13 protein-coding genes are annotated in these 16,170 nt (G+C 60.1%); 12 read left to right on the top strand and 1 reads right to left on the bottom strand.

Features of this window, described 5'->3' with window-relative positions:
* The first annotated feature begins 1 nt into the window (after position 1).
* Positions 2-1,345, top strand: coding sequence for an acetyl-CoA carboxylase biotin carboxylase subunit (gene accC / locus RGU44_RS22820; protein ID WP_322177651.1), 1,344 nt, complete (start codon positions 2-4; stop codon positions 1,343-1,345).
* A 75-nt stretch (positions 1,346-1,420) separates the two neighbouring features.
* On the opposite strand, the gene RGU44_RS22815 is transcribed toward accC, so the two are convergent.
* Positions 1,421-3,319 (bottom strand): sigma-54-dependent Fis family transcriptional regulator, encoded by a 1,899-nt coding sequence (locus tag RGU44_RS22815; protein WP_322278033.1) that lies wholly within the window; start codon positions 3,317-3,319, stop codon positions 1,421-1,423.
* Positions 3,320-3,598: 279 nt separating this feature from the next.
* Here RGU44_RS22815 and RGU44_RS22810 point away from each other — a divergent pair, with 279 nt between their 5' ends.
* The 11 genes from RGU44_RS22810 to purD all read left to right on the top strand — a co-directional run bounded on the left by RGU44_RS22810 (position 3,599) and on the right by purD (position 16,169).
* Positions 3,599-4,657: an ATP-NAD kinase family protein gene (locus RGU44_RS22810; protein WP_322177649.1), complete on the top strand. Its 1,059-nt coding sequence runs from the start codon at positions 3,599-3,601 to the stop codon at positions 4,655-4,657.
* A gap of 22 nt (positions 4,658-4,679) precedes the next feature.
* Entirely contained in the window at positions 4,680-5,657 is a 978-nt protein-coding gene (locus tag RGU44_RS22805; RefSeq protein ID WP_322278031.1) for a thiamine pyrophosphate-dependent dehydrogenase E1 component subunit alpha, read from the top strand.
* A 35-nt stretch (positions 5,658-5,692) separates the two neighbouring features.
* Positions 5,693-6,712 carry an alpha-ketoacid dehydrogenase subunit beta gene (locus RGU44_RS22800; protein WP_219062518.1) on the top strand — a complete coding sequence of 340 codons (1,020 nt, stop codon included), beginning with the start codon at positions 5,693-5,695 and terminating at the stop codon, positions 6,710-6,712.
* Entirely contained in the window at positions 6,709-7,815 is a 1,107-nt protein-coding gene (locus RGU44_RS22795; RefSeq protein ID WP_322278029.1) for an acetoin dehydrogenase dihydrolipoyllysine-residue acetyltransferase subunit, read from the top strand. Before RGU44_RS22800 ends, RGU44_RS22795 begins: the two co-directional genes overlap by 4 nt.
* 96 nt (positions 7,816-7,911) lie before the next feature.
* A complete protein-coding gene (locus RGU44_RS22790; RefSeq protein ID WP_322278493.1) occupies positions 7,912-8,976 on the top strand; it encodes a 2,3-butanediol dehydrogenase in 1,065 nt (354 codons plus the stop codon).
* 156 nt (positions 8,977-9,132) lie between these two features.
* Entirely contained in the window at positions 9,133-10,011 is an 879-nt protein-coding gene (gene prmA, locus RGU44_RS22785; protein WP_322177646.1) for a 50S ribosomal protein L11 methyltransferase, read from the top strand.
* Between the two features lie 54 nt (positions 10,012-10,065).
* A complete protein-coding gene (locus RGU44_RS22780) occupies positions 10,066-11,385 on the top strand; it encodes a DUF3426 domain-containing protein (RefSeq protein WP_322278026.1) in 1,320 nt (439 codons plus the stop codon).
* A gap of 364 nt (positions 11,386-11,749) precedes the next feature.
* Entirely contained in the window at positions 11,750-12,763 is a 1,014-nt protein-coding gene (dusB, locus tag RGU44_RS22775; RefSeq protein ID WP_322177644.1) for a tRNA dihydrouridine synthase DusB, read from the top strand.
* Positions 12,760-13,080 (top strand): DNA-binding transcriptional regulator Fis, encoded by a 321-nt coding sequence (fis, locus tag RGU44_RS22770; protein ID WP_007907419.1) that lies wholly within the window; start codon positions 12,760-12,762, stop codon positions 13,078-13,080. Before dusB ends, fis begins: the two co-directional genes overlap by 4 nt.
* Positions 13,081-13,159: 79 nt before the next feature.
* On the top strand, positions 13,160-14,767 hold the full coding sequence (purH, locus tag RGU44_RS22765; protein ID WP_322177643.1) for a bifunctional phosphoribosylaminoimidazolecarboxamide formyltransferase/IMP cyclohydrolase: 1,608 nt from the start codon (positions 13,160-13,162) through the stop codon (positions 14,765-14,767).
* A gap of 106 nt (positions 14,768-14,873) precedes the next feature.
* Positions 14,874-16,169, top strand: a complete 1,296-nt coding sequence (gene purD, locus RGU44_RS22760; protein ID WP_322177642.1) for a phosphoribosylamine--glycine ligase — start codon at positions 14,874-14,876, stop codon at positions 16,167-16,169.
* The last annotated feature ends 1 nt before the right edge of the window (position 16,170 follow it).

Below are 16,170 nucleotides of genomic sequence, written 5' to 3'. Positions count from 1 at the left end.
GATGTTGGAAAAAGTTCTGATCGCCAACCGCGGCGAAATCGCCCTGCGCATCTTGCGTGCCTGTAAAGAACTGGGCATCAAGACCGTCGCCGTACACTCAACGGCAGACCGCGAGTTGATGCACCTGGGCCTGGCAGACGAAACCGTCTGCATTGGTCCTGGACCTGCCAACCTGTCGTATCTGAACGTTCCAGCCATCATCTCGGCTGCCGAACTGACAGGCGCCACGGCGATTCACCCGGGTTACGGCTTCCTTGCGGAAAACGCCGACTTCGCCGAACAGGTGGAGAAATCCGGTTTCGCCTTTATTGGTCCTACCGCCGAAACCATCCGCCTGATGGGCGACAAGGTTTCTGCCAAGGACGCCATGAAGCGTGCTGGCGTGCCAACGGTTCCAGGTTCTGACGGCCCACTGCCCGAAGACGAAGAAACCGCGCTGCGCATCGGTCGCGAAGTCGGTTACCCCGTGATCATCAAAGCCGCTGGCGGCGGTGGTGGTCGTGGTATGCGCGAAGTGCACCGCGAAGAAGACCTGATCGAAGCGGCGAAGCAGACCCGTGCCGAAGCGGCAGCCTGGTTCAGCAACCCGATGGTCTATCTGGAAAAGTTCCTGACCAACCCACGTCACGTGGAAGTTCAGGTGCTGTCCGATGGCCAGGGTCACGCGATCCACTTGGGCGACCGTGATTGCTCGCTGCAACGTCGGCACCAGAAGGTGCTTGAAGAAGCACCGGCACCGGGCATCGACGAAAAGGCTCGCCAGGAAGTTCTAGCGCGTTGCGTCAAGGCCTGCATCGACATCGGTTACCGTGGTGCCGGCACGTTCGAGTTCCTTTACGAGGACGGCAACTTCTACTTCATCGAGATGAACACTCGGGTTCAAGTAGAGCATCCGGTATCGGAAATGGTCACCGGCATCGACATCGTCAAGGAGATGCTCAGCATCGCCGCCGGCAACAAACTCTCGTATACCCAGGATGACGTAGTCATTCGCGGGCATGCACTGGAGTGCCGGATCAATGCCGAAGACCCGAAAACGTTCATTCCGAGCCCTGGACTGGTCAAGCATTTCCATGCGCCGGGCGGTAATGGCGTACGGGTCGACTCCCACCTTTACAGTGGCTACAAAGTACCGCCGAACTACGACTCGTTGATCGGCAAGCTGATCACGTGGGGCGCAACCCGTGACGAAGCCATGGCGCGCATGCGCAATGCGCTGGACGAGATTGTGGTAGACGGGATCAAAACCAACATCCCGCTGCACCGTGACCTGGTTCGTGATGAAGGCTTCTGCAAAGGCGGAGTCAACATCCACTACCTGGAACACAAATTGGCTAACGAATAACGGTCTCCGTTACTCGAGCCACTCGCAGCACCTGAAAAAGACCCTCGCCTCGCGGCAAGGGTCTTTTTTTTGGCCCTAAATGCGCCTTTTACCCGGCATCTCGATACCGTGCAGGTTCACCCGCCGGTACAACGTCGCCCGCGATATCCCCAGTGATCGGGCGGCATCACCGGGTTTCCAGCGATGACGGATGAGCGCATCCAGTAATAGCTGACGTTGCGGACTGACGCGTTCTTCAACCGAATGAGTCAACGAACGCTCGGTGCCAGGTGCCCCACGGACATCTTCCGGCAGGTCACTCAACTGGACAGTCATGCCTGCGGACACCGCACAGGCGTAACGCAAGACATAGCGCAATTGGCGGATATTGCCCGGCCACGCGTAGCTGAGCAGGCATTCCAGTGCCGACGCACTCAAACCCGCCCGCCCGCCGCACAAACGCGCTTCTTCTTCGAACAGTCGATTGAGCAACACCAGGCGGTCGCTGCGCTCGCGTAAAGGCGGCAACTGGAATCGCGCACCGCTGAGACGAAAATATAAATCCTCACGAAAACTACCGTCCGCCACCATCGCCGCAAGATTGCGGTGTGTCGCACAGATCACTTGAATATCCACCGTTTGCCGCCGCGCACCGCCCAAGGGGGCGACCTCGCCTTCGGCCATGACCCGCAGCAGACGGGTCTGCAAACTCAAGGGCATGTCGCCGATCTCATCAAGGAACAACGTGCCACCGTCAGCCTGCTGCAACAGCCCGCGCATGCCCTTGCTCGACGCCCCCGTGAACGCACCGGCGACGTAGCCGAACAACTCGCTCTCGATCAGGCTTTCCGGAATAGCCGCACAGTTGAGGGCGACAAACGGCCCGCTGCGCCTGGCGCTGATGTCATGCAACTGCCGGGCAAACACCTCTTTGCCTGAGCCGGTCTCACCCTGAATCAGGACAGGCAAGTTGCAATCCTTGACCCGCACCGCCAACTGCAAGCTCTGGGCAATGCGCGGATCGAGTTGGGTGGCGGCGCTTTCCTCTGTCGGCACGGCTCGCATCGGGTGCTGCCTGCGGGGCGCGCTGAGTCGCACATGCAATTCGCCGTCATCGCCTCCCCAGCGCAGCAGTTGCGGCGTTTCATCCGTTACCGCCTGCAAGGCATCAGGGCCGAACACCTCGTTGATGTGCTCTGGCAAGCGACCAAAACGCTGACGCAAAGCCTGTCGCGCCATGCTGTTGAGGGCCAACAAGCGGCCGTCGTTATCCAGCGCCAACAGGTAATCGGGCTGACTGTCGACATACCCCGGCGCGCTGTGCGCACGTAACAACCAATGCCCCTGAGCGCTGTGCATGAAGAACGCGTTTTCTATAACGCGGGCACTCTGCACGACCATCTGCCGGATCAAATGCTGACTGCGCCGATCATCCGGCGATTGCAGCGCCGAAACGTCCAGCACGCCGAGCAGCTCACCTTGGGGATCGAACACCGGCGCCGCAGAACAGGTCAACCCGATGAAGGCCGCCCGAAAGTGATCACGTTTATGAACCGTCACCGGCGCCTTGCCCGTGAGCACGGCGGCAACCCCGCAGGTCCCTTCCTCGCCTTCCGACCAGCAGGTTCCCAGGTATAAACCGGCCTTGCGGCAATCGTTGCGGATGCCCGACTCGACCCGATAGTCGATGGTCTGGCCCTGCGCGTCGGTCAGCAGCACACAATAATCGGCTTCGCGAACCCGTCCGTGTAGCCTCGCGACTTCCTCGCCGGCAATTCGCAGGAACAGGTCAGCACGCTCGCGGCATTCCTTGAGGACAGTGTGAGAAAGGATGCGCGGACCTTGCTGCGAGGCAGGGTCCAAATGGTATTGGTCCATCGAGCGTCGCCAGGAATCGAGAATCAAGTCCGGGACGGGGGCTTGTGGCAGGCGACCGGCATGCCTCAGCACGCGGCTGACGCAGTCCACATGAGCTTTGGAGTGTGCGGCAAACATGGCCTGTCCACCTCTGGGCGTATTGTTGTTATGCGCGTTATTAAGCGCCGTTTGCCTACCCACGACAACCCTTCCTGCGAGCGAGCCGTCGTTGAGACGGAGCGTCTCAACGTCTCGCTCAAACCCCCGGTCATCTGCAACCACGCGTCTCGCCCAGCCCCTCCGCCAGGCACTCGACGCTGTTGCACGAAGCGCTCTGCACCGGCCCTCTGCGGCCATATCAACCGGGTTGGCACCGGCCTTGCTCTGACACAGACAAACAATAATCAGAGGTGTGCCATGACTGAACCCGCGCTGACCGTGGGGATCATCGCCAACCCGGCGTCGGGTCGCGATGTGCGCCGCCTGACGGCCAATGCTGGCGTTTATTCGAGTACCGAGAAGGCCTCCGTGGTCCAGCGTCTGCTCGGTGCTTTCGGCGCCACCGGCATCCAGCACGTCTTGCTGGCGCCCGACATGACAGGCATCGCCGCCGCTGTGCTCAAAGCCAGCCAGGGACGTAACGCTCGTGAAAGCCACTGGCCACGCCTGACCTTTCTCGACATGCCCTTGCGCCAGACCGTCGAAGACACACGTCTGGCCGCACGAATGATGGCCGAACAAGGGGTCGCACTGATCGCAGTGTTGGGCGGCGACGGGACGCACAAGGCGGTTGCCGCCGAAGTCGGTGACATTCCCCTGCTGACACTCTCGACCGGGACTAACAACGCCTTCCCTGAACTGCGTGAAGCCACCAGTGCCGGGCTGGCCGGTGGGCTCTGCGCAAGCGGACGTATTCCTTCCGGGGTTGGCCTGCGGCGCAACAAGCGTTTGCTGGTTCGCGAGCACGCCCGGGGCATTTGTGAATGGGCGCTGGTCGATGTCGCCGTCTCGTCGCAACCTTTCATCGGAGCCCGTGCGATCTGCCGCGCCGAAGACCTGGCGGAAGTTTTCGTGACGTTTGCCGAGCCCCATGCCATTGGCCTTTCGGCACTCTGCGGGCTGTGGTGTCCAGTTTCGCGCCAATCACCGCTGGGCGCCTGGGTCCGCCTGAACCCCAACGCCGACGATGCCGTTCTGGTGCCGCTGGCGCCAGGTTTGCTCCAGGGCTGCGCCGTCAGTGCCTGCGGCTCGATGCAACCTGGGGTGGCTTATTCGCCGAGTCTGCTCAATGGCACCCTGGCCCTGGACGGCGAGCGTGAAATCGAGTTCAGCGCCAACGACCACCCCACCGTCACCCTCGACCCTTACGGCCCGATCAGCATTGATGTCGAAGCCGTTTTGGCCTACGCCGCGCTCCATCGCCTGCTGGCGATAGGTCGCGAGCACCCGCAACACCCCGCAAACCTTCCGTGTTGAGACAACCCAGGAGAACAACAAGATGTCCACTCACCTGTCCCATGAGCAACTGTTGCACGCCTACAAAGTGATGCGCACGATCCGCGTCTTCGAAGAGCGCCTGCACGTCGAATTCGCCACTGGCGAGATCCCTGGCTTCGTCCACCTGTATGCCGGCGAAGAAGCCTCGGCCGCTGGCGTCATGGCCCACCTTACCGACGATGACTGCATTGCTTCCACCCACCGCGGCCATGGCCATTGCATCGCCAAGGGGGTCGATGTGTACGGCATGATGGCCGAGATCTACGGCAAGAAAACCGGGGTCTGCGGCGGCAAGGGCGGTTCGATGCACATCGCCGACCTGGAGAAAGGCATGCTCGGCGCCAACGGCATCGTCGGCGCCGGCGCACCCTTGGCTGCCGGTGCCGCCCTGGCCGCCAAGCTCAAAGGCACGCAGGGTGTTGCGGTGGCCTTCTTTGGCGATGGCGGTTCAAACGAGGGGGCGGTTTTCGAAGCCATGAACCTCGCGTCGATCTGGAACCTGCCCTGCCTGTTCATCGCCGAAAACAACGGTTACGCCGAGGCCACGACGTCTGTGTGGTCGGTCGCCAGTGACCATATCGCCGACCGCGCAGCCGGTTTCGGCATGCCCGGCGTGACGGTAGACGGCTTCGACTTCTTCGCGGTCCACGAAGCTGCGGGTGCCGCTGTCGCTCGCGCCCGAGCCGGCGAAGGGCCGTCGCTGATCGAGATGAAACTCACCCGCTACTACGGCCACTTCGAAGGTGATGCACAAACCTACCGCGCGCCCGACGAGATCAAGAACTTTCGCGACACCCGTGACTGTCTCATGCAGTTCCGCGAACGCAGCCTGAATGCCGGGCTGCTGAAAGTCGCTCAACTAGACCAGATCGATCTAGACGTCGAGCACCTGATCGAAGACGCCGTACGCCGGGCCAAATCCGACCCTAAACCCCAGGCAAGCGACCTGCTGACCGACGTGTACGTGTCCTATCCCTGAGCCGACCTCAAAACAAGAACAACAGGAGAATTATCATGGCGAGAAAAATAAGCTATCAGCAGGCGATCAACGAAGCGCTTGCCCAGGAAATGCGCCGCGACCCCACCGTATTCATCATGGGTGAAGACGTCGCTGGCGGCGCAGGCGCACCCGGCGAGCAGGATGCCTGGGGCGGCGTGCTCGGCGTCACCAAGGGTCTCTATCACCAGTTTCCTGGGCGGGTTCTGGATACGCCGCTATCCGAACTGGGGTATGTCGGTGCCGCCATAGGCGCCGCCACTCAAGGGGTTCGCCCCGTGTGCGAACTGATGTTCGTTGATTTCGCGGGCTGCTGTCTGGATCAGATCCTCAACCAGGCGGCTAAATTTCGCTACATGTTCGGTGGTAAGGCCGTCACCCCGGTGGTGATCCGCACCATGTATGGCGCCGGCTTGAGGGCCGCCGCCCAGCACTCGCAAATGCTCACCTCCCTGTGGACCCACATCCCCGGCCTGAAAGTGGTGTGCCCGTCCTCGCCCTATGACGCCAAGGGCTTGCTGATCCAGGCCATTCGCGACAACGACCCGGTGATTTTCTGCGAGCACAAAATGCTTTACAGCATGCAGGGTGAAGTCCCGGAAGAGCTGTATACCGTGCCGTTTGGCGAAGCCAATTTCTTGCGCGAGGGCGATGACGTAACCCTCGTGACCTACGGTCGCATGGTCCATTTGGCGCTGGAGGCAGCAAACAACCTCGCACGCCAGGGCATTGCCTGTGAAGTTCTGGACTTGCGTACCACCAGCCCGCTGGACCTAGACAGCATCCTCGAAAGTGTAGAAAAAACCGGGCGTCTGGTGGTGATCGACGAAGCCAACCCACGCTGTTCGATGGCCACCGACATCTCGGCACTGGTCGCTCAGAAAGCGTTTTTCGCCCTCAAAGCACCGATTGAAATGGTCACCGCGCCGCACACCCCTGTGCCTTTCTCCGACGCGCTGGAGGACCTGTACATCCCTACCGCGGCGAAAATCGAGGCGGCCGTGCATAAAATTTGCGAAGGGAGGAAGGTTGCATGAGCCAGATTCATACGCTAACCATGCCTAAATGGGGCCTGTCGATGACCGAAGGGCGCGTCGACACGTGGCTCAAGGAGGAAGGCGAGCGCATAGAGAAAGGCGATCAGGTGCTCGATGTCGAAACCGACAAAATTTCCAGCAGCGTCGAAACCCCTTTTTCTGGCGTGTTGCGGCGCCGGATAGCGCAACAGGATGAAACCCTGTCCGTGGGCGCCCTGCTCGCCATCGTTGTCGAGGGGGATGCCAGTGATGCAGAGGTCGACGCGGTGATCGAACGCTTCCAGGCCGAGTTCGTGCCCGGTGGCGATGCTGCAGAAGACAGCGGTCCAGCGCCGCAGAAAATCCAGCTCGAGGGCCGCACGCTACGCTTCTTCGACCGTGGCGAAGGCACCAGTCCGCTGGTGTTGATTCACGGTTTCGGCGGAGATTTAAACAACTGGCTGTTCAACCACGACGCACTGGCTGCCGGGCGCCGCGTTATCGCACTCGATCTGCCGGGGCATGGCGAGTCGGGCAAAACTCTGCAACGCGGCGACTTGGATGAACTGAGCCAGACCGTCCTGAGCTTGCTCGATCATCTGGACATAGAGTCCGCACACTTGGTCGGCCATTCGATGGGTGGCGCCGTCGCACTCAACGCCGCCCGCCTTGCACCGAATCGAGTCCGCTCACTGACCTTGATCGCCAGCGCTGGCTTGGGCTCGCAGATCAATGGCGAGTATTTGCAGGGCTTTATCGACGCCGCCAACCGCAACGCCTTGAAGCCACAACTGGTGCAGCTGTTTTCCGACCCGGCGCTGGTGAATCGGCAAATGCTTGAAGACATGCTCAAGTTCAAACGCCTGGAAGGGGTCGACGCAGCCCTGCGCCTGCTGACCACCCAATTGTTTGCTGGCGGACAGCAGCACAGCGACCTGCGGTCAGTCGTCGCGCAGCAGCCGAGCCTGGTGATTTGGGGCGCCAACGACGCCATCATCCCTGCCGCTCATGCTCAAGGGCTCAGTGCACAGGTCGAGGTGTTGGCGGGTCAAGGCCACATGGTGCAGATGGAAGCGGCGGAGCAGGTCAACCGCCTGATTCTCGGCTTCCTGCAGGGCCAATAAATCAGCGGCTCTGGCCTGCCCGACGCTCGCTGGAGCTTCCACACTGTTGTGAGGAGATAACACACGATGAGCACTGCATTGAAAAGCACCGCCAGCATGCGCGCAGCGGTCTGGCATGGACGCCACGATATCCGCGTAGAAGACGTGCCGCTGCCCTCCGACCCGCCTGCCGACTGGGTACAGATTCGCGTGGACTGGTGTGGCATCTGCGGTTCGGACCTGCATGAATACGTCGCCGGACCAGTGTTCATTCCGGTAGACGCTCCGCACCCGATGACCGGCATTCAGGGCCAATGCATTCTGGGCCATGAGTTCTGCGGCGAAATCATCAAACTCGGCGCCAACGTCCAGGGTTTTGCCGTGGGTGACCTGATCACCGCTGACGCCTGCCAGCATTGCGGCACCTGTTATTACTGCACCCATGGCCTCTACAACATCTGTGAACGACTGGCGTTTACCGGCCTGATGAACAATGGCGCCTTCGCTGAGTGGGTCAATGTGCCTGCCAACCTTTTGTACAAATTGCCGGCAGGTTTCCCTAAAGAGGCCGGTGCGCTGATCGAGCCACTGGCGGTGGGCATGCATGCCGTCAAGAAGGCAGGCAGCCTGCACGGGCAAACCGTGGTGGTCGTGGGCGCTGGCACCATTGGCCTGTGCACAATCATGTGCGCCAAAGCGGCCGGTGCCGCACAGGTTATTGCCCTGGAAATGTCGTCGGCGCGCAAGGCCAAGGCACTCGAAGTCGGCGCCAACCGGGTCTTCGATCCTTCCGAGTGCGACGCGCTTGCCGAAATTCGCGCGGCCACCCATGGCTTGGGCGCCGATGTGAGCTTCGAATGCATCGGCAATAAACACACGGCCAAGCTCGCCATCGATGTGATCCGCAAAGCCGGCAAATGCGTGCTGGTGGGTATTTTCGAGGAGCCCAGCCAATTCAATTTCTTCGACTTGGTGTCCACCGAAAAACAGGTCATGGGCTCTTTGGCCTACAACGGCGAGTTCGCCGATGTGATCGCCCTTATCGCCGACGGCAGCCTGGACATCACGCCGCTGGTCACCGGACGGATTGGCCTGGAGGACATTGTCAGTCGCGGGTTCGAGGAACTGGTCAACAACAAGGAACACAACGTCAAAATCATTGTGTCGCCCAGCCCTATCTGATCTGTCATGTCAGAAAGAGCCTGTCTTGGGCTCTTCCCCTCAAAGCCGCCTAGCCGCGGCTTTGTTGTTTTTTGCCCTTCCCCTTCGCGCTCAAGTAAACTTGCGCGCTTCTCGCAGCCGCTGGCTGCACATCGTCATTTTTCAAAGGTGCCCGCCATGCCTTGGCTGCAAGTCCGTCTCGCCATCAGCCCAGAACAAGCCGAAACCTACGAAGACGCTTTTCTTGAAGTAGGCGCCGTGTCCGTAACCTTCATGGACGCCGAAGATCAGCCGATTTTCGAGCCGGAACTCAACACTACGCCGCTGTGGTCGCATACCCACTTGCTGGCGCTGTTCGAAGCCGACACCGATGCCGATCAGGTGCTGGCCCACCTGCAATTGCTCACCGGTGCAGAATTGCCGGAACACATGAGCGAAGTCATCGAAGACCAGGACTGGGAACGCAGCTGGATGGACAACTTCCATCCCATGCGTTTTGGTCAGCGCCTGTGGATCGTCCCGAGCTGGCACGCGGCACCCGAGCCGGATGCGGTCAACCTGCTGCTCGATCCAGGCCTGGCCTTCGGCACCGGCACGCACCCCACTACCGCGCTGTGCCTGGAATGGCTCGACGGTCAGGACCTGAAAGACTGCAGCGTGCTGGACTTCGGCTGCGGCTCGGGGATTCTGGCGATTGCGGCGTTGTTGCTGGGCGCCAAACAAGCCGTCGGCACCGACATTGACTACCAGGCGCTGGATGCCTCGCGCGACAACGCAGACCGCAACGCTATCGCCCCCGAGCGTTTCACCCTGTACCTGCCGGAAGACCTGCCGCAAGAAAAAGCCGACGTGTTGGTCGCCAATATCCTGGCCGGCCCCTTGGTGTCGTTGGCACCAACCCTGGCAAGTCTGGTCAAAACCGGTGGTCGCCTGGCGTTATCGGGCATCCTCGCTGAACAAGGCGAAGAAGTGGCCGCGGCTTACGCCGACACGTTCGACCTGGACCCCATCGCCAATCGTGATGGCTGGGTCCGTATCACAGGTCGTCGCCGTTAACCGCTATTTGAAACCATGGACTAAGATGAGCGCCTGCCTAAACCGGATAGCCGCATGACCGACAGTTTCGTTACTCAGTGTCCGCACTGCCAGACCAGTTTCCGCGTCAGCCACGCCCAATTGAGCGTGGCCCGGGGCGTGGTCCGGTGCGGCTCCTGCCTGCAGGTCTTCAATGCGGCAAAACAACTGCTCGAACAACGGTCAGGCAAGTCGCCCGCAGAAACGCAAGCGCCTCTTCCCGCCGCTCCCATCATCCCGCCCGAGCCTGTGGTCGTACCCACTGAAGAACCAGTCAAGCCTGCCCCTCAGTGGAAGGCCAGCGCAATTGAGCTCGACAGCCTTGATCTGGACGACCTCGACTTGGACGAAGAGCTCGCCAGACTTGAGCAACGGGAAATCCAGCTGCCTGAAACGTTCGGGCGCGAAGGCCACTCCAGGCATGACGACTCGGCACTGAGCGCACGTCGCGACAGCGCCAATATAGAAAACGAGCAGTGGGTCGACAGCCTGCTCAACGACGATGCACCAGAACACCTCCACGTTGAAGCCAGCGCCGCGCCCAAAACGAACGAAGCGTCCGAACCGACTTCACACCATCGTACCGAGCCTTCGTTGTCACTCGACAGCGCAGCACTGGACGACGAACCCGAGGCGCAGGGACCACGCCTGAGCGAAAGCCAGAGCCCTCCTCCGCCCAAAGAAGACCCCGGAAGTTGGTCGGCCATCGACGGCGACGAACCGGACACCCTCGACGAATCGCATGAGCGTCAGGAGCCAAGACTCAAACTCGGTCGCAGTGAACCCGGTTTGTACGATGAAGGGACGCGAGACAAGCCACTCCTCGATCTGACCGACGACCCACTGCAACTCGACTGGCAGAAACCCAAGCCGCGCTGGGGCCGACGCTTTTTCTGGGGATTGCTGATTGTGCTTGCGAGCGTCGCATTGGCCGGTCAATACATCTGGTATCACTTCGACGAGCTGGCGCGCCAGGATCAATACCGCCCATGGTTCCAGCAGATCTGTCCGCAGATCGGTTGCACCGTACCGTCAAAAGTTGATATCAAGCTGCTCAAGAGCAGCAATCTGGTGGTGCGCAGCCATCCCGAGTTCAAGGGCGCACTGGTGGTTGACGCAATCATCTATAACCGGGCGTCCTTTTCTCAGCCGTTTCCGCTGCTGGAGTTGCGATTCGCCGATCCCAATGGCCAGTTGATCGCCAGTCGTCGATTCAAACCCAGCGAATACCTGAGCGGCGAGATGGCCGGTAAAGCTGAAATGCCACCGCAAACGCCGATTCATATCGCACTGGACATCCTCGATCCAGGGACCAAAGCCGTGAATTACAGCTTGAGCTTCCGCTCACCCGAGTGAGCGCGCGCGGACCGGAGAGCCCAGCCTGCCAGCAGCGCTCCGGTAAAAAAGGCTGATAGCCTCAAGCTTGAGCATGAAGCGCTCACCCTTCCGGGATTGACGGCGTTTTTATGACGTCGTGGCAGAAAACCGAACCGTCAACGACAAGAAAATAACTGTTCAGATTTTATCCAATTCAGCCTTTATCCAGTCATCGAGAGCGGGTATCATGCCAACCCTTTTTCACACTCTGAGTTCGGTCTGAAAAGTCGCGCAAGCACTTAACGGACAGAACCCGAGCAGGCCCGTGTGGAACCGTTGCGTGCCAGGCCCGCAGTCGTTTCCACATGACATGCATTGATTCGGCCCCACAACAGGCACACCTATGTCGGCGGTACGTATCGGCCCCTATACATTGCAAAACGGCTTGATTCTCGCCCCGATGGCCGGGGTCACGGACCAGCCTTTTCGTCAGCTCTGCCGTCAACTCGGTGCGGGGCTGGTGGTTTCGGAAATGGTCACCAGTGACATGAGCCTGTGGAACAGTCGCAAATCGCGCCTGCGCATGATCCACGAAGGTGATCCCGAGCCACGCTCGGTACAGATCGCCGGCGGTGACCCGCAGATGCTGGCGGATGCAGCACGCGCCAATGTCGAAATGGGCGCACAGATTATTGATATCAACATGGGTTGTCCGGCAAAAAAAGTCTGCAACAAGGCTGCCGGCTCTGCGTTATTGAAAGACGAACACCTAGTGAGCGAGATCCTGCAGGCCGTAGTGGCTGCAGTCGATGTACCGGTCACCTTGAAGATTCGTACCGGCTGGGACCGGGCGAACAAAAATGGTCTGACCGTGGCGAAAATCGCCGAGCAGGCGGGAATAATGGCGCTGGCGGTACATGGCCGCACCCGGGCAGACCTGTACACCGGCGAAGCCGAATACGACACCATTGCCGAAATCAAACAGGCAGTGTCGATCCCGGTCTTCGCCAATGGCGATATCGATTCACCGGCAAAAGCCCGGTACGTGCTACAGGCGACCGGTGCAGACGGGTTGTTGATTGGTCGGGCCGCCCAAGGGCGCCCATGGATTTTTCGCGAGATAGAACACTACCTGCGCACCGGCGAGACATTACCGGCGCTGCAGTTGAGTGAGGTGGAACGCATCCTGCTTGAGCATCTGGCGGCGCTGCACACTTTCTATGGCGATGTGCTGGGCGTGCGTATTGCGCGCAAGCATGTCGGCTGGTATCTCGCAACCTTGCCGGGCGCCAGGGAGTTTCGCGCCCACTTCAATCGTTTGGAAGATACGGAAGCACAGTGCGCCAACGTTCGCGACTTTTTCAGCGAGCGTTACAAGAGCCCGGAAACAAGGGACGAAGAAGAGGTGGCCGCATGACGATGATGACCGAGACTTTAGTGAGTGGAACAACACCCGTGAGCGACAACGTCAATTTGAAACAGCACCTCAACACCCCGAGCGAAGAGGGTCAAACCCTGCGCGGGAGCGTCGAGAAAGCGCTGCACAATTATTTCGCCCACCTGGAAGGCGCTGCCGTCACGGATGTGTACAACCTCGTGCTGTCGGAAGTCGAGGCGCCATTGCTCGAATGCGTGATGAACTACGTCAAGGGTAACCAGACCAAAGCGTCCGAATTACTGGGCCTCAATCGCGGCACCCTGCGCAAGAAACTCAAGCAGTACGATCTGCTGTAAGCATTTAAAACAGAAGAGGCGACCCACCTCATTGGGTCGCCTTTTTTTGCTGACTCCTTTGCTTTAGATGGGAATTGAAATGACCGACCAGACTACCCGCCTGCCAATCCGCCGCGCGTTGATCAGCGTCTCCGACAAGACCGGGATTCTCGAATTCGCGCGCGGGCTTACCGCTCTGGGCGTCGAGATCCTCTCCACCGGCGGCACCTTCAAGCTGCTCAAGGACAATGGTATTGCTGCGGTAGAAGTCGCTGATTACACCGGCTTCGCAGAAATGATGGATGGCCGGGTCAAGACCCTGCACCCGAAAATCCACGGCGGCATCCTTGGCCGTCGCGGTATCGACGACGCCATCATGAGCGAGCACGGGATCAAGCCGATCGATCTGGTTGCGGTCAACCTTTACCCGTTCGAAGCGACCATCGCCAAGCCAGGTTGTGACCTGCCGACCGCTATCGAGAACATCGATATCGGCGGCCCGACCATGGTTCGCTCGGCAGCCAAAAACCACAAAGACGTGGCCATCGTGGTCAACGCCAGCGACTACAGCCACGTGCTGGAAAGCCTCAAGGCCGGTGGCCTGACGTACGCCCAGCGTTTCGATCTGATGCTCAAGGCATTCGAGCATACTGCCGCCTACGACGGCATGATCGCCAACTACCTGGGCAGCATCGACCAGAGCGCCGAAACCCTCAGCACTGAAGGCCGTAGCGCCTTCCCGCGTACGTTCAACAGCCAGTTCATCAAGGCTCAAGAAATGCGCTATGGCGAGAACCCGCATCAGAGCGCGGCGTTCTACGTGGAAGCCCACCCTGCCGAAGTAAGCATCGCCACGGCGACCCAGTTGCAAGGCAAGGAACTGTCCTTCAACAACGTGGCCGACACCGATGCCGCGCTGGAATGCGTGAAAAGCTTCGTCAAGCCTGCCTGTGTCATCGTCAAACACGCCAACCCGTGCGGCGTCGCGGTCAGCCCGGACGACGAAGGCGGCATTCGCCAGGCGTATGAACTGGCCTATGCCACCGACACCGAATCGGCTTTCGGCGGCATCATCGCCTTCAACCGCGAGCTGGATGCTGAAACAGCCAAGGCCATTGTCGATCGTCAGTTCGTCGAAGTGATCATCGCGCCAAGCGTAACGGCCGAAGCAAAAGCCATTATTGCCACCAAGGCCAACGTTCGCCTGCTGACTACCGGGCAATGGGCTGCCGAGCGCATGCCCGCCTGGGACTTCAAACGCGTCAATGGCGGGTTGCTGGTGCAGAGCCGCGACATCGGCATGATCGGCAGCGACGACCTGAAAGTCGTGACCCAGCGCGCGCCGACCGAACAGGAAATCCACGACCTGATCTTCGCCTGGAAAGTCGCCAAATACGTGAAGTCCAACGCCATCGTCTACGCCAAGAATCGTCAGACCATCGGCGTCGGCGCTGGCCAGATGAGCCGCGTAAACTCTGCACGCATCGCCGCGATCAAAGCTGAACACGCTGGCCTGCAAGTACAGGGCGCGGTCATGGCATCGGATGCGTTTTTCCCGTTCCGTGACGGCATCGACAACGCAGCCAAGGCTGGGATCACTGCCGTCATCCAGCCAGGTGGCTCGATGCGCGACAACGAAGTGATCGCCGCAGCCGATGAAGCCGGGATTGCGATGGTGTTCACCGGCATGCGCCATTTCCGCCACTAACTTGGCAGCGGCCGCACTGAAGCAGGTATGTGCTTCAGTGCGACCTCCTACGGCGAAAAGCGCTTTAGGTTCTAAAACAGAATTCAGCGTCATCGAGGTTTTTGAAATGAATGTTTTGATCATTGGCAGCGGTGGCCGTGAACACGCCCTGGCGTGGAAAGTCGCACAGGACCCGCGTGTCGTGAAAGTTTTCGTGGCACCGGGCAATGCCGGGACCGCGACTGAAGCCAAGTGCGAAAACGTCGCCATCGACGTGCTGGCCCTTGAGCAGCTTGCAGATTTTGCACAAAAGAACGTGTCCCTGACCATCGTTGGCCCGGAAGTGCCACTGGTCGCGGGCGTCGTAGATCTGTTCCGTGCCCGTGGCCTGGACTGCTTCGGTCCGACCGCAGGTGCCGCGCAGCTGGAAGGTTCGAAAGCCTTCACCAAAGATTTCCTCGCCCGCCACAAGATCCCGACAGCGGATTATGAGACCTTCACCGAGGTCGAGCCTGCGTTGGCTTATCTGCAAAAAACCGGCGCACCGATCGTGATCAAGGCAGACGGCCTGGCGGCAGGCAAAGGCGTCATTGTTGCCATGACGCTGACTGAAGCCGAAGACGCTGTGCGCGACATGCTCGCTGGCAACGCGTTTGGCGAAGCCGGTTCGCGGGTAGTCATCGAAGAGTTCCTCGATGGCGAAGAGGCCAGCTTTATTGTGATGGTCGACGGCAAGAACGTATTGCCAATGGCCACCAGTCAGGATCACAAGCGCGTCGGCGACGGCGACAGCGGCCCGAATACCGGCGGCATGGGTGCTTACTCCCCGGCCCCGGTGGTGACTGCACAGGTCCACCAACGTGTCATGGACCTGGTCATATGGCCGACTGTCCGGGGCATGGCTGAGGAAGGCAACGTTTACACCGGTTTCCTCTATGCTGGGCTGATGATCGACAAAGCAGGCAATCCGAAGGTCATCGAATTCAATTGCCGCTTTGGCGATCCGGAAACCCAACCGGTGATGTTGCGCCTGCAATCGAGCCTGGTACTACTGATCGAGGCCGCTCTGGCGCAAGCGCTGGACAAAGTTGAAGCTCAGTGGGACCCGCGTCCGAGTCTGGGCGTCGTGCTGGCCGCCGGCGGATACCCAGGCGATTACGCCAAAGATGCCGTGATAAAAGGTCTGGACGCTGCAGCGGGTTTGCCTGGCAAAGTATTCCACGCAGGTACAGCATTGAAGGATGGTCAAGTCGTGACGTCCGGCGGGCGTGTCCTGTGTGCCACCGCGCTAGGTGAAAGCGTAGCGAGCGCCCAGGAGCACGCTTACCGACTGGCGGCTGAAATTGATTGGGAAGGTTGTTTCTATCGCAACGACATTGGCTACCGTGCCATTGCTCGCGAGCGTGGTGAAGACCTGGAATAAG

It is taken from the genome of Pseudomonas sp. 5C2 (genome assembly GCF_034314155.1).
Classification (GTDB): Bacteria; Pseudomonadota; Gammaproteobacteria; order Pseudomonadales; family Pseudomonadaceae; genus Aquipseudomonas.
The sequence above is the reverse complement of the archived record's forward strand: the minus strand, read 5'-3'. Positions and strand labels throughout refer to the sequence as shown.